This window comes from Hydrogenophaga flava NBRC 102514, assembly GCF_001571145.1.
Taxonomy (GTDB): domain Bacteria; phylum Pseudomonadota; class Gammaproteobacteria; order Burkholderiales; family Burkholderiaceae_C; genus Hydrogenophaga; species Hydrogenophaga flava.
The window spans coordinates 137,974-155,717 of record NZ_BCTF01000008.1; the positions used below are offsets into that span (position 1 = coordinate 137,974).

The 17,744-nt window shown below is 69.8% G+C and carries 20 protein-coding genes; 2 read left to right on the forward strand and 18 right to left on the reverse strand.

Annotated features, from left to right (window positions below; all coding sequences use genetic code 11):
- Positions 1–6: 6 nt before the first annotated feature.
- Both cobJ and HFL01S_RS09240 read left to right on the forward strand, forming a co-directional pair.
- A complete protein-coding gene (cobJ, locus tag HFL01S_RS09235) occupies positions 7–1,026 on the forward strand; it encodes a precorrin-3B C(17)-methyltransferase (RefSeq protein ID WP_084383178.1) in 1,020 nt (339 codons plus the stop codon).
- Positions 1,023–1,409, forward strand: coding sequence for a (2Fe-2S) ferredoxin domain-containing protein (locus HFL01S_RS09240; RefSeq protein WP_066257659.1), 387 nt, complete (start codon positions 1,023–1,025; stop codon positions 1,407–1,409). Before cobJ ends, HFL01S_RS09240 begins: the two co-directional genes overlap by 4 nt.
- On the opposite strand, the gene HFL01S_RS09245 is transcribed toward HFL01S_RS09240, so the two are convergent.
- The 18 genes from HFL01S_RS09245 to HFL01S_RS09330 all read right to left on the reverse strand — a co-directional run bounded on the left by HFL01S_RS09245 (position 1,363) and on the right by HFL01S_RS09330 (position 17,717).
- On the reverse strand, positions 1,363–2,085 hold the full coding sequence (locus tag HFL01S_RS09245; RefSeq protein ID WP_066257661.1) for a GntR family transcriptional regulator: 723 nt from the start codon (positions 2,083–2,085) through the stop codon (positions 1,363–1,365). The genes HFL01S_RS09240 and HFL01S_RS09245 overlap by 47 nt on opposite strands.
- Positions 2,082–2,774: a cysteine hydrolase family protein gene (locus HFL01S_RS09250; protein WP_066257663.1), complete on the reverse strand. Its 693-nt coding sequence runs from the start codon at positions 2,772–2,774 to the stop codon at positions 2,082–2,084. The genes HFL01S_RS09245 and HFL01S_RS09250 overlap by 4 nt, the downstream gene beginning before the upstream one ends.
- Positions 2,775–2,776: 2 nt before the next feature.
- Entirely contained in the window at positions 2,777–4,342 is a 1,566-nt protein-coding gene (locus HFL01S_RS09255) for an ABC transporter ATP-binding protein (RefSeq protein WP_066257664.1), read from the reverse strand.
- Positions 4,339–5,028, reverse strand: coding sequence for a biuret amidohydrolase (biuH, locus tag HFL01S_RS09260; RefSeq protein ID WP_066257666.1), 690 nt, complete (start codon positions 5,026–5,028; stop codon positions 4,339–4,341). The genes HFL01S_RS09255 and biuH overlap by 4 nt, the downstream gene beginning before the upstream one ends.
- Positions 5,029–5,031: 3 nt before the next feature.
- Complete coding sequence (locus HFL01S_RS09265) at positions 5,032–6,075, reverse strand: formamidase (protein WP_066257668.1); 1,044 nt, start codon at positions 6,073–6,075, stop codon at positions 5,032–5,034.
- A 10-nt stretch (positions 6,076–6,085) separates the two neighbouring features.
- Positions 6,086–7,006, reverse strand: a complete 921-nt coding sequence (locus tag HFL01S_RS09270) for an ABC transporter permease (protein ID WP_066257673.1) — start codon at positions 7,004–7,006, stop codon at positions 6,086–6,088.
- Positions 7,003–8,073 (reverse strand): ABC transporter permease, encoded by a 1,071-nt coding sequence (locus HFL01S_RS09275; protein WP_066257746.1) that lies wholly within the window; start codon positions 8,071–8,073, stop codon positions 7,003–7,005. Before HFL01S_RS09275 ends, HFL01S_RS09270 begins: the two co-directional genes overlap by 4 nt.
- Positions 8,074–8,086: 13 nt before the next feature.
- Complete coding sequence (locus HFL01S_RS09280) at positions 8,087–9,193, reverse strand: BMP family ABC transporter substrate-binding protein (protein ID WP_066257675.1); 1,107 nt, start codon at positions 9,191–9,193, stop codon at positions 8,087–8,089.
- A gap of 47 nt (positions 9,194–9,240) precedes the next feature.
- Positions 9,241–9,615, reverse strand: a complete 375-nt coding sequence (hpxZ, locus tag HFL01S_RS09285; RefSeq protein ID WP_066257677.1) for an oxalurate catabolism protein HpxZ — start codon at positions 9,613–9,615, stop codon at positions 9,241–9,243.
- Entirely contained in the window at positions 9,612–11,015 is a 1,404-nt protein-coding gene (locus HFL01S_RS09290; protein WP_066257679.1) for an AtzE family amidohydrolase, read from the reverse strand. The genes hpxZ and HFL01S_RS09290 overlap by 4 nt, the downstream gene beginning before the upstream one ends.
- Before the next feature lie 8 nt (positions 11,016–11,023).
- Positions 11,024–11,227, reverse strand: coding sequence for a DUF4089 domain-containing protein (locus HFL01S_RS09295; protein WP_066257681.1), 204 nt, complete (start codon positions 11,225–11,227; stop codon positions 11,024–11,026).
- Positions 11,228–11,301: 74 nt separating this feature from the next.
- On the reverse strand, positions 11,302–13,002 hold the full coding sequence (gene atzF / locus HFL01S_RS09300) for an allophanate hydrolase (RefSeq protein ID WP_066257683.1): 1,701 nt from the start codon (positions 13,000–13,002) through the stop codon (positions 11,302–11,304).
- Between the two features lie 93 nt (positions 13,003–13,095).
- Complete coding sequence (modC, locus tag HFL01S_RS09305; protein WP_066257685.1) at positions 13,096–14,172, reverse strand: molybdenum ABC transporter ATP-binding protein; 1,077 nt, start codon at positions 14,170–14,172, stop codon at positions 13,096–13,098.
- Positions 14,169–14,840: a molybdate ABC transporter permease subunit gene (gene modB, locus HFL01S_RS09310; protein WP_066257687.1), complete on the reverse strand. Its 672-nt coding sequence runs from the start codon at positions 14,838–14,840 to the stop codon at positions 14,169–14,171. The genes modC and modB overlap by 4 nt, the downstream gene beginning before the upstream one ends.
- A gap of 10 nt (positions 14,841–14,850) precedes the next feature.
- On the reverse strand, positions 14,851–15,678 hold the full coding sequence (modD, locus tag HFL01S_RS09315; RefSeq protein ID WP_066257747.1) for a ModD protein: 828 nt from the start codon (positions 15,676–15,678) through the stop codon (positions 14,851–14,853).
- Positions 15,679–15,695: 17 nt separating this feature from the next.
- Positions 15,696–16,454, reverse strand: coding sequence for a molybdate ABC transporter substrate-binding protein (modA, locus tag HFL01S_RS09320; RefSeq protein ID WP_066257689.1), 759 nt, complete (start codon positions 16,452–16,454; stop codon positions 15,696–15,698).
- Between the two features lie 28 nt (positions 16,455–16,482).
- Entirely contained in the window at positions 16,483–16,869 is a 387-nt protein-coding gene (locus HFL01S_RS26020) for a NifB/NifX family molybdenum-iron cluster-binding protein (protein ID WP_066257691.1), read from the reverse strand.
- 23 nt (positions 16,870–16,892) lie between these two features.
- Positions 16,893–17,717: a TOBE domain-containing protein gene (locus tag HFL01S_RS09330; RefSeq protein WP_066257693.1), complete on the reverse strand. Its 825-nt coding sequence runs from the start codon at positions 17,715–17,717 to the stop codon at positions 16,893–16,895.
- Between the last annotated feature and the right edge of the window lie 27 nt (positions 17,718–17,744).

Here is a 17,744-nt window from a genome sequence, read left to right on the forward strand (position 1 = left end):
AACGACATGACCACCGACACCCCCGTCACTGCCCCGCACAACGCAGTCACCACCGGCCGCATCAGCCTGGTGGGCATCGGCCCCGGCCACACCGACCACATGACCGCCCGCGCGCGCGCCGCCATCGCCGAGGCCGACGTGGTGGTGGGCTACGTCACCTACATCAAGCTGGTGGCCGACCTGCTGGACGGCAAGGAAGTCGTGCGCAAGGGCATGACCGAAGAGCTGGACCGCGCCGTGCACGCGCTGGCCGCGGCCCGCGCCGGCAAGAAGGTGGCGCTGATCTCGTCGGGCGACGCCGGCGTCTACGGCATGGCCGGCCCGACCTACGAGGTGCTGTTCCAGGCCGGCTGGACGCCGGAGGACCATGTGGCGGTGGAGATCGTGCCCGGCGCGTCGGCCATCAACGCCTGCGCCGCCCTGGTCGGCGCGCCGCTGACGCACGACTTCTGCTCCATCTCGCTGTCCGATCTGCTGACGCCCTGGCCGGTGATCGCTCGGCGCCTGGACGCTGCCGCCGCGGCCGACTTCGTGGTCGCGCTCTACAACCCCAAGAGCGGGCGCCGCACGCGCCAGATCGTCGAGGCGCAGCGCCTGCTACTGCGGCACCGCCGGGCGGACACGCCGGTGGCTATCGTCAAGAGCGCCTACCGGCGCCGCCAGCACATCGTCCACACCACGCTGGACCAGATGGCCGAACAGGAGATCGGCATGCTCAGCACCGTGCTCATCGGCAACAGCAGCACCTTCCTGCGCTCGGGCCTGATGGTCACCCCGCGCGGCTATGCCAACAAGTACGACTCGGACCAGGGGTTCGAGACCCGCGACGGCGAGAAGGCCGGCCGCTCACTCTCCAGCGGCCTGCTGGGGTGGATCGAGGGGCTGCGGGCCGACCATGCGTCCGGCGCGGACCTGACCGAACTCGCCGACCGCCACCGCCTGCCCGTGGACTACATCGAACAGGTGCTGGCAGCACCCGAGTCGCCCGAACCGCCCGACACCACCACCGAGGAAACCGAGCAATGAGCACCACGGAAAAACCCCGCATCGGCGACTACCGCCGGCACCTGCTGGTCTGCACCGGCGCACGCTGCACGCAGGACGGCGCAGCGCAGGAGCTGTTCGACAGCCTGGGCGAGAAGTTCAAGGCCGCCGGGCTGCACGAGGGCGCGCTGCGCGTCAAGCGCAGCCGCGTGAGCTGTTTTGCGGCCTGCAAGGGTGGCCCCATCCTGTGCGTGCAGCCCGACGGCACCTGGTACCACGGCGTGACCCCCGACAACATGGACCGCATCATCGGGCAGCACCTCGTGGGGGGACAGGTGGTAAGCGATCTGGTGTTCCACCAGGGACCGGGGGTTCTTGCTATCCACCCACCGCCTGGCGCGCCAGAAACACCTGGTGCAGCGTGATCTTGCGCACCTCCACCTGGCTGGACTGGATGTGCGAGCGCAGCAGCAGCTCGGCGCGGTCGGCCTTGCGCGCAAGGACGGCGCGCAGGATCTTGGCGTGTTCGTCGTAGGTCGCGTCGATGCGCATCTGCTTTAGAAAGTCGAGCCGCCGGATGATGCGGATGCGCTCGGTCACCTCGTGGTGCACGCGCGCCATCTCCGGGTTGCCCGCGGCCTGCACCAGGGTTTCGTGGAAGGCCTCGTCCCAGGCAGCCACCTGGGCGGCGTCGCTGCTGCGCTCGCCCGCCGGCACCAGCCAGCGCTCCTTCAGGGCTTCCAGCAAGGGCGACGACTCGGCCGACGCCTGCTGGCACAGGCGCTGCGCGGCCGCGGTTTCCAGCACCATGCGCAAATCGTAGAGCTGGTCGAACCGGTCGAAGTCGAACGGCAGCACACGCCAGCCGCTGCGGAACATCACCTCCACCAGACCCTCCTGCTGAAGGCGGAACAGGGCCTGGCGCACCGGCGTGCGCGAGACCGCCAGGCGGTTGCAGATGTCGTGTTCGCTGAAGCGGTCGCCCGGCACCAGCCGGAAGTCGGCGATGTCGCGCTTGAGCTGCGCATAAACCTCTTCGGCGCGAGAAGGCTGCGAAGAGACAGGGTCAATGGGGTGGACGGTTGCCGGGGTGTTGCTCACGGAGAAACTCTAGCAGCGTCGTCGGCTGCAGGCTTGATGGCGGTCAACACGGCGGCCGAAGGCGCCGTCCAGCCCACGATGCCGCCCTGGGCGCGCAGCATCTCCAGCGTGGCCGTCTTGAAGTGGGGGAAGTAGCTCTCGGTGCAGTCTTCCAGCAGCAGGCCGTCGTAGCCGCGGTCGTTGGCCTCGCGCATGCTGGTCTGCACACAGACCTCGGTGGTCACGCCCATGAACAGCAGGTGGCTGATGCCGTGGTCCTGCAGGATCTCGTGCAGCCCGGTGGCATAGAACGCGCCCTTGCCCGGCTTGTCGATCACGATTTCGCCGTCCACCGGGGCCAGCTCGGGAATGATCTGGTTGCCCGGCTCGCCCGCCACCAGGATGCGGCCCATCGGCCCCAGGTCGCCAATGCGCAGCGCCGGGTTGCCGCGCTCGCGCTTGGCCGGCGGGCAGTCCGAGAGGTCGGGCCGGTGCGCCTCGCGCGTGTGCACGACCAGGCCACCGGCAGCGCGCCAGGCCTGCAGCACGGCCTGGCAGGCCGGCACGATGGCCGAGAGCAGCGACACGTCGTTGCCCAGCGTTTCACCAAAGCCGCCGGGCTCGATGAAGTCGCGTTGCATGTCGATGATCACCAGCGCGGTGTGCGCCAGATCGAACGCGTAGGGAAAGGGTTGGGCGGGAATCTGCATGGTCAATGTCCTCCGCCCATGTGGGCACCGATGGCATGGCGGTCGGCGCTTGCGGCCGGTGTCTCGAACACGATGCGGCCCTCGCTCATCACCACGATGCGGTCGGCCAGCTCCAGCAGCTCGTCCAGGTCTTCGCTGATCAGCAGCACCGCGCCGCCCTGGTTGCGCACGCCGCGCAGCCGGGTGTGGATTTCCTTGACCGCCGCGAAGTCCAGGCCGAACACCGGGTTGGCCGCGATCAGCACGTTGATGTCGCCGTGCAGCTCGCGCGCCAGCACCGCGCGCTGCACGTTGCCACCCGAGAGGCTGCGGATCGGCGCGTCCTCGCCCTGTGTCTTGATGCCGTAGCCGGCGATCCATTCGCGTGCGCGGCTGCGCCACTGGCCAAAGCGCAGGCGGCCCCCGCTGCACAGCGGTGCCCGGTCGAAGTCGCGCAGCGCCATGTTTTCGGCCACCGACAGGTCACCCACGCAGGCGTTGCGCAGTGGCTCCTCAGGCAGGCTGCGCACCTTCAGGCGGTGGTTTTCCTCGCGCCGGGCGGTGTAGGGCTGGCCCTGCACCGACACCGTGCCCGCCGAGCGGGGGCGCTGGCCCACCAGGGCCTCCACCAGTTCGCGCTGGCCGTTGCCCGACACGCCGGCCACACCCAGGATCTCGCCGCGGGCCACGGCCAGGCTCAGGTCCTGCACGGCCAGCGTCCCACGGTCGCCCATCACCTGCAGGCCTTGCACCGCCAGCGACACCTCGCCGCTGGCCGGGGCTTCGTTTCGGGGCGCCGGTTCGACGCCGTCCGTGCCCTCGGCACCGCCGCCCACCATGGCCTGCGCCAGCAGCGCCGGCGTGGTGTCGGCCACGGCGCAGTGGTGCACCGCCTGGCCGCGGCGCAGCACCGTCACGTCGTCGGCGTAGGCCATCACCTCGCGGAACTTGTGCGTGATGATCAGCACCGTGCACTGCCCGCTGCGCGCGAATTCGCGCACATGGCCCAGCACCTCGTCGGCCTCCTGCGGCGTGAGCACCGAGGTGGGTTCGTCCAGGATCAGCAGCCGCGGTTTCAGGTAGAGCTGCTTGAGCAGTTCCAGCTTCTGCTTCTCGCCAGCAGCCAGTTCCTGCGGGCGCGCGTCCAGGTCGAGCTGGAACGGCGTGGTTTTGAGGAACTGCGCCAGCTCGGCGCGCTGGCGTTTCCAGTCGATGACGCCCGGCGTCTGGCCACCGGCCAGCAGCAGGTTCTCGGCCACCGTCATGCCGGGCGCCAGCGTGAAGTGCTGGTAGACCATGCCGATGCCCAGCGCGCGGGCCACCACCGGGTTGGGGATGGCCTGCTCGCGACCGTCGATCAGGATGCTGCCCGAGGTGGGCCGCTGGAAGCCGGCCACGCACTTGACCAGCGTGCTCTTGCCGGCGCCGTTCTCGCCCAGCAGCGCGTGCACGGTGCCCGGGGCAACCTTCATGCTCACGCCCTGCAGCGCCTGGAAGCTGCCAAAGCGCATGCCCATGTCATAGGTGTCCAGCGCCAGCGCGCCGGTGGACGGCGGCAGACCGCCGATGGGAACGTCGTCTGCGCTCATGCCAGCGCCTCCAGCACAGCGGTTGATGGGGCGTGCGCGCCGAACACGCCGCCCTGCATGGTGATCATCTTCAGCGCGGCCTCGTGGTTGCCGCGGTCGGTGGCGGCGGTGCAGTCCGACAGCAGCAGGCATTCGAAGCCCCGGTCGTTGGCGTCGCGCATGGTGGTGTGCACGCACACATCGGTGGTGATGCCGGCGAGCAGCAGGTTGCTGATGCCGCGCGTGCGCAGCAGCAGTTCCAGGTCGGTGGCGTAGAACGAGCCTTTGCCCGGCTTGTCGATCACCACCTCGCCCGGCAGCGGCGCGAGTTCAGGAATGATCTCCCAGCCCGGTTCGCCCCGCACCAGGATGCGCCCGCAGGGCCCGTCGTCGCCGATGCCCACGCCGTTGGTGCCGATCTGGCGCGAGCGCCAGCGCTTGTTGGCCGGCAGGTCGGAGAGATCGGGCCGATGGCCTTCGCGGGTGTGGATCACGGTGTAGCCGGCGCCGCGCATCGCGGCCATCAGCGTCTGCAGCGGCGCAATGGGTGCGCGCGTGAGCGAGATGTCGTAGCCCATCTGGTCCACATAGCCGCCGATGCCGCAGAAGTCGGTCTGCATGTCGATGACGATCAGGGCGGTGTTCTCGGGCCGCAGGTCGCCGTTGTAGGGCCAGGCGTAGGGGTTGGCGTCGATGAAGCGTTCCATGGTTCAGGCCACCTTCTTCAGGGTGACCACCGCCGCATCCGGCACCAGAGGGTGCGGCTCCGGGCCTTGGTACGAGCGTGTGGGCGCATCGAACCCGCAGGGCGTGCCGTCGGTCACGTCCACCTTCCAGGGCAGCTGGTAGGTGCCGGCGGCCATGTCGTGCATGTAGGTGTAGGGGCAGTCTTGCGCCCCGCCCTTCACCGCCACGTAGCCGCGGTGGTAGAGCTGGTAGATGTTGTTCTCCACACCCCAGCCCTGGCGCGCCTCGCGCACCAGGTCGGGCCGCAGTTCGGCGGTGATGATTTCGTCGACCCGCCCGCCGCCTTCGGCGATCACCGTGCCGTCGAAGCTGCAGAACATGCCCTCGCCCATGGAATCGAACGTGCCGTCGCTGCCGCACAGGCACACGCTGGCGGTGATGGCCAGGTTCTGGAAGGCGTTGGCCTGGTTGGTGATCTTCCAGGCGTGGCGGATGGGCGCGGTGTAGCCGGCGGTGCGCAGGATGATCTCTGCGCCCTTGTAGGCCGCCTCGCGCGCCATCTCGGGGAACATGCCGTCGTGGCAGATGATCAGCGAGAGCTTGCTGCCATTCGGGCCGTCGCACACCGGCACGCCCAGGTTGCCGGGTTCCCAGGGCTCCACCGGCACCCAGGGGTGCAGCTTGCGGTAGTAGAGGCGGATGGCGCCGGTGTCGTCGATGATGAGGCCGCTGTTGTACGGGTTGCCGCCGGGGTTGGCCTCCATGATGGAGAAGCAGCCCCAGATGCGGTGGTCCACGCAGGCCTGCTTGAAGGCCGCCACCTCCGGGCCGTCGAGCGAGACCATCAGCTCGGGCGCCGTGCTCATGGACAGGCCGTGCAGCGCGTATTCCGGGAACACCACCAGGTCCATAGTGCCCTGGTTGCGCCGCGCCTTGCCCACCAGCTCGCAGATGCGCCGGGTCTGCGCCGCCAGCTGCGCAGGCGTCTCGACCACCGGCAATTGCAGCTGCACCAGGCCCACGACCACGCCGTGCTTCGATTTGTTGAGACCGCCGAGTCCGCTCATGGTGTTTCTCCTAGCGTGTTGAGGACAGTTCGCCCGGGCTGCCCGGCACCACCACACCGGGTCGGCAGGTGAGCACCAGGATCAGCAGCGTGAGCACATAGGGAACGATGTTGAAGAGGTGGTAGCCCCAGCCGATGCCGACCGACTGCAGCGCCGGGCCGATGGCGCCGGCGCCGCCGAACAGCAGGGCCGCACCCACGCAGCGCAGCGGGCTCCAGCGCGCGAAGATCACCAGCGCCACGGCGATCAGGCCCTGCCCGCTGGAGATGCCTTCGTTCCAGCTGCCGGGGTAGAACAGCGTGAGCGAGGCGCCGCCGAGGCCAGCGATCAGGCCGCCCGCCGCGGTGGCAGCGATGCGGATGCCCGAGACCGAATAGCCCAGCGCGCGCGTGGCGTTGGCCGAGTCGCCGGCCAGGCGCACCAGCAGGCCCAGGCGCGTGTTGGCAAAGGCCCACCACATGACCACCGCCAGCAACAGCCCCAGCGGCAGCAGCGCATTGACTTCCAGCGCCGAGCGCACGGCGGGCGAGTCGCTCCAGCCACCCAGCGACAGCGCGAGCAGTTGCGGCGCCTGCGGCTGGATCAGCGGCTTGCCGAGGTAGAAGGCCAGGCCCATGCCGAGCAGCATCAGCGCGATGCCGGTGGCCACATCGTTGACCCGCGGCAGCGAGCACAGCAGGCCGTGCAGCGTGGCCAGCAGCGCGCCTGCCACGGCCCCGGCCATCACACCCACCCAGGGCGAGCCGCTCAGGTACGAAGCCCCGAAAGCCGTCATGGCCGAAAGCACCAGCACGCCTTCGAGGCCCAGGTTGATGCGGCCCGACTTTTCGGTCAGACACTCGCCCAGGCTCACGAACAGGAAGGGCACGCCCACGCGCAGTGCGCCGCCGACGATGCCGGAGAGGAAGATGATCAACTGGTCTGCGGTCATGCCTTCTCTCCTTGTGGCGCCGGCCCATCCGACGGGACGCGGGCAAGCTTGGCGAACCAGGCTTTCCAGTCGGTGTCGCGCAGCGCTTCGCTGGCCAGGATCAGCACGAAGGCAATGCCCTGCAGCAGCAGCACCGAGGCGTCGGGCAGGCCCAGGCGGCGCTGCAGCAGGCTGCCGGCGGCCCCGAAGCCACCGAACAGGATGGCCACCGGGATCACCGCCACCGGGTGGTGCCGCGCCATGAACGACACCAGGATGCCGGCGTAGCCGTAGCCCGCGATCAGCGCGGCGTTGGCGCTGGTGTGCACGGCGGCGACCTCGATGGCACCGGCCAGCCCACCGGCCGCCCCGCCGAGCGCGCAGGCCAGCACCACCAGCCGCGTGGCGGGCAGGCCCACCAGCTGGGCTGCGCGCGGGTTGCCGCCGACCACGCGCACCGCAAAACCCGAGGGCGTGAGGCGCAGCCACAGGCCTGCGACCAGGCACACCACCACCCCGATCACCAGGCCCCAGTGCACGTCGGAGCCGGCGATGGTGCCGATGAGCAGGCCCTCGTCGAGTGCGGGCGTCGAAGGCTTGTTGAGGCTGGCGGGGTCGCGCAGCGGCCCCTCCACCAGGTGCTTGAACAGACCGATGGCCACGTAGGCCAGCAGCAGGCTGCTGATGGCTTCGTTGATGCCCCGGTACTGGCGCAGCCAGCCAGCCAGCGCCACCCACAGCGCACCCGCGAGCGCGCCGGCCAGGCACACCACCACCGTGCCGGCGACGCTGGTGGGCAGCGGCACCGACTGCGCCAGCGCGGCGCAGGCCAGGCCACCCAGCACCAGCGCGCCCTCGCCGCCGATCACCACCAGACCGGCGCGCGCCGGGATGGCCACGCACAGCGCCGTCAGCATCAGCGGCGCGGCGCGCTGCAGCGTGTTCTGCCACGAGTACCAGTCGCCGAAGGCCCCCTTGAACAGCAGCACCCAGACCTCGACCGGGCTCACCCCCGCGAACGAGACGATGAGGCCGAACAGCAGCAGGGCCAAGCCGATGGCGCCGACGGGAAGGAGAACGTTGCGCATGGCCACGGAACCTTCAGACGGAACCGTTCACACCTTCGACCAGGTAGTTCATCTTCTCCAGCTCCAGGTCGGTCTGCTTGAACGCCTTGCCCGCCGGGATGATGGTGGCGCCCTTGTTGTCCTTGAGCGGGCCCTTGAAGATGTCGAAGCTGCCGGCCATCATCTGTGCCTTCACGCCGTCGGCCTGCTTCTTGGCCGCATCGGTGACCGCAGGGCCGTAGGCCGACATCTTCACGAAGCCGTCCTTGAGCCCGCCGCGCACGAAGTTGGGGTGCGGCTTGCCGCTGCGCGCCGCCTCGATGAAGGCGGTGTAGGCGGTGAGCCAGTTCCATTCGGCACCGGTGAGGTAGGCTTGGGGCGCGAGCTTGGCCTGGCTGGCGTGGTAGCCGCAGACCATCTTGCCGCGCTTGGCGGCGGTCTCCACGATCACCTTGGGGCCGTCCACGTGCATGGTGAACACGTCCACGCCCTGGTCGGCCAGGCTGTTGGTGGCCTCGGCCTCCTTGACCGGCATCGACCAGTCGCCGGTGAAGATCACGCTGCAGGTGATCTTCGGGTCGACCGAGCGCGCGCCCATAGTGAAGGCGTTGATGTTGCGCAGCACCTGCGGGATCGGCTTGGCGGCGATGAAGCCGATCTTCTTGCTCTTGCTCATGTGCCCGGCGATGACGCCGTTGAGGTACTGGCACTCGTCGATGTAGCCGAAGAAGCTGGCCGTGTTCTTGGGGTGCTTGCCTTCGGTCCACATGCCGCCGCAGTGAGCGAAGCGCACATCGGGGAACTTGGCGGCCACCGCCAGCATGTGCGGGTCGAAGTAGCCGAAGGATGTGGGGAAGACCAGGCTCGCGCCGTCCTGCGCGATCATGCCGGTCATCGTGCGCTGCACGGTGGCGGTCTCGGGCACGTTCTCCTCTTCCACCACCATCACGCCCGGCATCTTCTTGAGCATGGCCGCGGCTTCGGCCTGGGCCTGGTTGTAGCCGTAGTCGTCGCGCGGGCCCACGTAGATCACACCCACGGTGATGGGTTTCTGCGCGAAGGCGAAGGGGCTGCTGGCCGCCGCGCCGAGCGCGGCCAGGGTCTTGATCGAATCGCGGCGACTGGAGATGAAGTGGCTCATGGAAAGGCTCCTGGTGGGGTGGTTGGGCGGGAAATGGGATGAAGGGTTCAGGTGAGCAGGCTCACGTGGGCGGCGACCACGCGCCAGCCGTCGGCCGTGCGCAGCCAGGTCTGGCTCTGCCGGCCGGTGCGGTCACTGCCGGTGCGGAAGAACTCGGTATTGGCGGTGGCGAAGTCGCGGCCGTAGGTGGTGATGACGGTCTTGCCCAGCGTGCGCGCCAGCCCGGCCGAGGGGCGGCTGGCGCGGAAGGCGCGAATGGCGTCGTAGCCGTAGAGGTTTTCAGTGGCGCCGTAGCGCAGCGTGTGCGGGCTGTCCCAGAACAGTTCGTCGAGCACGGCCACGTCGTTGCTCACCAGCGCGGCTTCGTAGCGCTCGAACACAGCCGTCACTTCGGCCAACACATCGGGCTCATTGATGATCACAGGGAGGTCTCCTTCACACGGGCCACGCCCGACTGCGCCAACGTCCAGCCGGCGCGCAGCGCCAGGTCTTCGCGCCAGGGTGCGGCGATGAGTTGCACACCGATGGGCAGGCCGCCGGTTCCGCCAGGCCACAGGGGCGCGGCCACCACCGGGCAGCCGGAGAACGACACCGGCTGCGTGAGCAGCCCGATGGAAGGACGGCACGGCAAGCGCTGGCCGTTGATGTGAATCCATTCGCTGCCGATGGCGGGCGCGGCCACCGGGGTGGCGGGTGCGATCAGCACGTCCCAGTCGCGGAACAGGGCGTTGACCTTGTCGCGGTAGGCGCGGCGGAAGCGCTGCGCGCGCACGTACCAGGCCGCCGGTTGCAGCGCGCCCGAGATGAGGCGGTCCACCGACAGCGGCTCGTGTTCATTGGCCCGCGTGCGCAGGGTCTCCAGGTGCAGCTGCCCGCCCTCGCTGGCGCTGACGATGAAGGCCGCTGCACGCGCAGCGGCCGCGTCGGGCCATTCGATGCCGTGCTGCACCGAGGTGTGGGCACCCAGCGCGTCGGCCGCCAGGGCCACGGCCTCGCGCGCGGCCGGTGTGGCCATCGCGTCGAAGTAACCACCGAGCACGCCCACGCGCAAGCCCTCCACCCCCTGGGCTAGTGAGCCGGTGGTGGGCTGCACCGCCGTCGCGAAGCAGCCCGGGTCCAGCGGGTCGGGGCCTTGCAGCGCGTCGTAGGCCAGGGCCAGGCCGGGCAGATCGTCGGCGAAGGGGCCGAGGTGGTCGATGCTGTGCACGAAGGGGAAGCTGCCGCGCCGCGAGAGCCGCCCGAAGGTGGGCTTGAGGCCCCAGATGCCGCAGAACGACGAGGGCACACGGATCGAGCCGTTGGTGTCCGACCCCAGCGTGAGCGGCACCTGGCCCGCGGCCACCGCCGCGCCCGAACCGCCTGAGGACCCGCCGGCCGTGCAGTCCAGCTTGTGCGGGTTTCGGGTGGGGCCGTAGTGCGTGTTTTCGGTCGTGAAGCCGTAGGCGAACTCGTCCATGTTGAGCGAGCCCACCAGCACCGCGCCGGCGGCCTGCAGGCGCTGCACCAGCACTGCGTCGTCGGCGGCGGACGGGTTGGTCCGGTTGACCCTGGAGCCGGCCAGCGTCACCTCGCCGGCGATGTCGAACAGGTTCTTCACCGCGAACGGCACACCGGCCAGTGGTCCCAGCGGTTCGCCGCGCGCGCGCCGGGCGTCCACCTGTTCCGCCTGGGCGCGGGCGGCGTCGAAGCGCGTGCCGGTGAAGGCGTTGATGCGGTCCTCGGTGGCCTCGATGCGGGCGATGCAGGCCTCCAGCACATCGGCGGCACTGCGCTCGCCGCTGGCGACGGCCTGCACGGTCTGTGAAAGTGAAAGCGTGGACATGGCGCGGCTCACCGAGCGGGGTGGAACGGCGCCGGGCAGAACAGCTCGGCAGGCTCGTCGTGCGGGTCCAGCGGGATCTCCTCCAGCGTGGCCGCCAGCCCGGCCGTGCGCTGCAGGTGCACCGCCACACGCGCGATCTGCTCGCCGTCCAGCGGCAAGCCCACCACCACCGCGGCGGCCTGCACATAGGCCAGGGTCTGGGCGTCGGTCATCGCCCTGCTCCACGCTGCAAGCTGGCCGGTCTTTCTCTCCACTGGTGTTGCGTCATGTCGAGACTCCTGCGGGTTCAGGGAAAAGCGATCTGGGTCGGCGAGGTGGAGGCCAGGTACGCGCGCCAGCCACCCAGGTGGGTGATGTCGGCCGCGCCCTGCAGCGCCAGGGGCTCGCACAGGAAGCCTTGCACGCTGCCGCCATCGGCCAGCTGCAGGCTGCCGATGGACAGCGGCGCGGGCACGAGCGCGACAAAGCCTCCGTATTCGGAGAGCGGCATCTCCCACACCTCGATCTCGATGCGCCCGCCCTCCCCTGGTGCCACGCGCAGCAGACCCGGCTTGGGCGGCGTGGTGTCGGGCAGCGCGTAGAGGCGGTAGACCGGCGCGGTGTGGGTGCGGCTGACCAGCGTGGCACCGCGCTCGGTGAGCTGGCCATTGAGCGGCATGCCGGAGAGGTGGGCCCCGACCACGGCGACGCGCACCCGCGGCGGCGCGGCCTGGGTCAGGCCCGCGATGGGCTGCGGCTCGGGCAGCGGCCGGCCGGTGGCGCCCTGGGTCAGACCGGTGGCGTGGTGGTAGCGCTGGCCCAGCTCGGCCAGCTGCCAGTCGCTGCCACAGCGGCCGATCAGGGTGATGCCGAAAGGTAGCCCATCGGGGCGGAAGCTGCTGGGCACCGACAGCGCCGCGTAGTCCAGCAGGTTGACGAAGTTGGTGTAGGCGCCGAGCTGGCGGTTGAGCACCACCGGATCGGCGAGCATCGCTTCGATGGTGGGGTGTGTGGGCGCGGTCGGCACCACCATCAGGTCGATGCCACGCCACAGCGGCTCGGCCTGCTGGGCCAGGGCCGCCAGGCGGGTCTGTGCCGCCACCAGATCCGCCGCACTGTAGTTTCGGCCGGCGCCCACGATGCTGCGCACTGGCTCCATCACTTCGGCCTCGTGCGCGTCGAAGAAACCGCGGATGGCTTCGTAACGCTGGGCCACCAGCGCGCTGCCGTAGAGCATGTCGGCGCATGCGGTGAACACGCCGAAGTCGACGGCCACGGCCTCGCCGCCCAGGTCCTTCAGGCGCTGAACCGCCTCGTCAAAAGCCGCGCGCGCCGCCTCGTCACCAAAGAACTCGGGCGCGGCCGGCAGACCGAAGCGAAAGCGCGAACCGAAAGGCGCGCTGGCCAGATGCAGCGTGCGCGAATACGGGTCTGCCGCGTCGTGCCCCAGCGCGGCGGCCAGCACCTGCGCAGCGCGCGCCACGGTGGTGGCGAAGATGGACACGCAGTCCACCGCCTGCGCAGCGGGCACCACGCCCTTGGCGCTGATGAGCCCGCGCGAGGGCTTGAGCCCCACGATGTTGTTCAACCCCGCCGGCACACGGCCCGAGCCGGCGGTGTCGGTGCCCAATGCGAAGTCCACCTGGCCAGTGGCCACCACATAGGCAGACCCCGAGCTGGAACCGCCCGACACATACAGCGGGTTGATGGCGCTGGGCACCGCGCCATACGGCGAGCGCGTGCCGTTCAGGCCGCAGGCGAACTGGTCGAGGTTGGTCTTGCCATGCAGCGACGCACCAGCATCGAGCAGCCTCTGCACCACCGTGGCATGGGCGGTGGCGGTGTAGGCAAACGCCGGGCAGGCGGCGGTGGTGGGCCAGCCGGCCACGTCGATGTTGTCCTTGACCGCGAAGCTCAGCCCGCCCAAAGCCCCGGCAGCCACCGTAGGCTGAACGGGCTGGGTCGCCCGGTAAAGCCAGGCAGCGGATGGGTCGCGGTCTTGCACCATATTGATTCATTCCATCTTGGATACAAGTTGTGATGCAATATGGATGCCATGGTGCGAAAGAACCAGTTCTCCCCTTGGGGAGCGGCGACCTGATCAGCCGATCAAAGCCACCGCCTTGATCTGCGCCCACACCGACTGACCGGGCTGCAGGTTCAGTGCGGCGGCCGAACGCCGCGTCAGCCGCGCGAGCAATGACGAAGAACCGCGGCCTACCTTCAGGCGGCACAGCGCCAGCGCCGGGTGGCTCTCGTCGCCCAGCGCATCTACCACCACCGGCAGGCTGTTGAGCAGGCTGGTGTCGGCCGACGGGGACAGCGCCAGACTCACGTCGCGCGCCAGGATGCGGATACGCACCGACGTGCCCTTGTCGTGCCCCCCGTCGCGCACCCACAGGCAGCCGCCCGGGAAGGCGATGCGCGCCAGGTGCCACTGCACATCGCGCTCCACCACCACGCCGTCGAGCACCACGCCCGCGTCCTCGCCCAGGCGGATGGGCAGGTCCACGCGCGAGAGCACTTCGGCCAGCGGGCCGGCGGCCACCGCACGGCCCGCTTCCATGGCGACGATGTGGTGGGCCAGCCGCGCCACCTCGTCGGGCGCGTGGCTCACATAGACCACGGGGATGTCCAGCTCGTGCGTGAGCCGCTCCAGGTAGGGCATCAGCTCTTGCTTGCGCGCCAGGTCCAGCGCGGCCATGGGCTCGTCCATCAGCAGCAGCTGCGGACCGGTGAGCAGCGCGCGCGCGATGGCAATGCGCTGGCGCTCGCCGCCCGACAGGCCGTCGGTGCGCCGCTGCAGCAGGTGACCGATGCCCAGCAGTTCGATGGCGCGTTCGCGCGCCACGCGCTGCCCGGCGTCGCCCGCACGGCGGCGGCCGTAGTCCAGGTTGGCCTGCACGCTCAGGTGCGCGAACAGCGCCGGCTCCTGGAACACGTAGCCCAGCGGTCGGCGGTGCGTGGGCAGGCTGGTGGCGCCGTCCTGCCAGACGGCGCCGTTGACCACGCAGCGCCCGCCCTGCGCGGCGTTCAGCCCGGCGATGCAGCGCAGCAGCGTGGACTTGCCGCAGCCCGAGGGACCGAACAGCGCGGTGACGCCCTGGCCGGGCAGCTGCAGATCCACGTCGAGCGTGAAGCCGGGGAAGTCCTGGCGGAAGCGGATGTCCAGGGTCATGTGCGGCGCTTTCCCTGCAGGCTGTTGAGCGCCAGCAGCACCGCGAACGAAAACACCAGCATGCCGCCGGCCAGCCAGTGGGCGTTGGTGTAGTCCATCGCCTCCACGTGGTTGTAGATGGCCATGGACAGCACCTGCGTCTGGCCCGGGATGTTGCCGCCGATCATGAGCACCACGCCGAATTCGCCCACGGTGTGCGCAAAGCCCAGCACCGTGGCGGTGAGCAGCCCCGGCCGCGCCAGCGGCAGCGCGACGGTGAAGAACGCGTCCCACGGCGAGGCGCGCAAGGTGGCAGCCGCTTCCATGGGTGCGCGACCGATTGCGGCAAAGGCCTGCTGCAGCGGCTGCACCACGAAGGGCATGGAGTACAGGCACGAAGCCACGACCAGCCCCGCAAAGGTGAAGGGCAGCAGGCCCAGGCCCAGCGCCTGCGTGAGCCGGCCGACCGGGCCGTTTGGCCCCATGAGCACCAGCAGGTAGAAGCCCAGCACGGCGGGGGGCAGTACCAGCGGCAGCGTCACCACCGAACCGATCAGGCCTTTGAGAGGCGAGCGCGTGCGCGCCAGCCACCAGGCCACGGGTGTGCCGAGCAACAGCAGCAGCACGGTCGTGAGTGCCGCCAGCTGGACGGTGAGCCAGACGGCGGCGAGGTCCTGGGGCGACAGCATTGGCGGCTCCTCAGCGGCGGATGAAGTCCACCTGCACGTCGCGCGGCGGCGCGGTGAACGGGGCGGAGGTGACCAGCAGGTCGGCACCCGCGGCCACGTAGGCGGCGGCGTTGTCGGCCCGCACGCCACCGGCGGCGGCCAGCAGGGGCCGGTCGGGCAGTGCGCCGATGGCGGCGCGGCATTCGCCCAAGGCAGCGGGGCTGAACTTCTCCAGCTGCAGCACGTCGGCACCGGCTTGCGCCCAGAGCTGCGCCTCGGCCACGTCGCTGACCTCGACCACGATCTTCTTCTCGGGCTGGTTGCGGTGCAGCCGCGCCACCGTCAGCACGGGTGCTTCGTCCAGGAACAGCCGGTGCTCGGCGAACACCAGCAGCGTTTCGGACAGGCCGAGCCGGTGCATCACCGCGCCGCCGGCCTTGACCGCTTTCACCGACAGCGCCTTGGTGCCCGGCACGTTCTTGCGCGTGCAGGCCACGGCCACACCGCCGGCCTGCGCCACGATGGCCGCCGCAACCGTGCTGATGCCGCTGGCCCATTCGACCAGGGTCTGCGCGGTCTTCCAGGCGCGGTGCAACTGCGCAGCTGTGCCTTCGGCCACCAGCAGGCGCTCGCCCGCGTCCAGCGCGCTGCCCGAGTCCACCCGCCAGATGGTCCGGGCACCCGCGAGTTCGAACAGGCGCGCGGCCTCTTCCACGCCGCAGACCACCATGGCCCCGCGCGCGCTGCAGTCCAGCCGGGCGGCGGCTGTGCCGATGACCAGGCTCTCGGTCGTCAGGTCGCCGCAGGGCGCGTCATCCTGCAGCAGGCGGTACAGCTCCTCGTCGCCCAGGGTCGGCATGTCGCTCACCCGGTCCGTCACTTCGCCAGTTCGTAGCCGTAGGACTTGATCACCGCCTGTGCCTTGGCGCTTTGCAGGTACTTGAGCAAGGCCACCGGGCCGGGCTTGCCCTGGCCGGCATTCAGCAGCACCGCGTCCTGGCGGATGGTGGTGTACATATCGGCCGGCACGATCCAGGCCGAGCCTTCGATCTTGCCGTCCTTGAGCACCTGCGACAGCGCCACAAAGCCCAGCTGCGCGTTGCCGCTGGCCACGAACTGGTAGGCCTGCGCGATGGTTTCGCCGGTCACCAGCTTGGGCGTGAGCGCGTCGTACACACCGAGCTTCTTCATGGCCTCCACCCCTGCAGCGCCATAGGGCGCGAGCTTGGGGTCGGCGATGGCGATGCGCTCGAAGGCAGCGCCCTTGAGCACGGCGCCCTTGTCGTCCACCACCCCCGGCTTGGCCGACCACAGCACCAGCTTGCCGATGGCGTAGCTGTAAGGGCTGCCGGCCACGGCGGCGTTTTCCTTCACCAGTTTGATCGGGGTTTCGTCATCGGCGGCCAGCAGCACCTCGAAGGGTGCGCCGTTTTTGATCTGCGCGTAGAACTTGCCGGTTGAGCCGAACGAGGCCACGAGCTTGTGCCCGGTCTCTTTCTCGAACTCGGGCGCGATCTTGTTGAAGGGCGCGGTGAAGTTGGCGGCCACGGCCACCGGCACCTCGTCGGCGCGCGCGGCCGTGGTGGCCAGCAGCAGGCCAGAGAAAAGGGAAGCAACAAGGGTCTTGGGGGTCATGGCAGCACTCCTGTGGATGAAAGAAAACTCAATGGCGGGAAAACAGGTCGCGCACCTTGCACAGCGCGGTGGTGACGTCGAAGCGGGTGTCGGGCAGGGCCTCGCCGGCCAGCACCTTCTGCAGCGCGGCGCGCGGGTCGGTCTCGCCGGTCAGCAGCACCTCGGCGCCCCAGCCCTTCATGTGGCGCAGGAAGCCGTCGCCCGCGCTGCCGGCGATCAGCATCTGCACACCGTGCAGCGGGTGCGGACCGTGGTCCTTGAAGTGGTGCGGCAGCTGTTCTTTGCTGAGCGCGATGCGCTGCGGTTCGGGCAGCGGCGCGTCGGGCCGGCAATCGAACAGCAGCCATTCGCGGGTCTGGCCGGCGTGGCCGCTGACCTGGGTCCAGTCCTTGTGGGTGGCGATGGCGACTTTGATGAGGTGCTTTCAAACAAGAGGGATCAGTCGGTGGCGACCAGGAACACGCTGGAGGCCTTGAAGATGGCGGTCACCGGCTGGCCTTCGGCCAGGCCCAGGCGCTGCACGCTCTGGTCGGTGACCACGGCGGTCAGCACGTGGTGGCTGCCCGGCAGGGCCAGGGTCACCTCGGTGTTGACCGGGCCGTGGTGGATCTGCAGCACCTCGCCGCGGAAGCGGTTGCGTGCCGAGACCCGCGTGTCGTCGCTGCCCACCAGGAGCACGATGGACGAGGCCTTGACGAAAGCCAGCACGTCGCGGCCTTCGGCCAGGCCCAGGTTCTGCACCGATTCGTTGGTGACGATGGCGGCCAGCGCCAGCGACGGGCCCAGGCGCAGCGTGACCTCGCTTTCCACCGGGCCGGAGCGGATGGCGACGATCGGACCGCCGAACTGGTTGCGCGCACTGGTCTTCATGGACAGCTTCCTCAGCACCTGCCGGAACTCGGCGACATCGGGGGCCCCGGCCTGGGTGAGCCGTTCGGTCAGGCGCGCCAGCGCGGCCTGCGACTCCTGCTCCAGCGCGCGGTAGAAGGCGATCAGGCGGCGGCCGTAGTCGGTCAGCTCGGTGCCACCGCCGTGGCGTCCGCCGGTCACGCGCAGCACCAGCGGCTCGGACGCGACGTTGTTCATGTCGTCCACCGCGTCCCACGCGGCCTTGTAGGCCATGGGAACGGCCTTGGCCGCCTGCAGGATGGAGCCGTGCCGGGCAATCGCCTCCAACAGGCGGATGCGCTTGTCGCCCAGGAAGCTGCCCAGGTCGGTGTCGATGACCAGCCGGCCGGTGAGCACGGGAGATGCGGTGCTCATGCGGCGCGCCTCCGGGCTGTCAGCAGG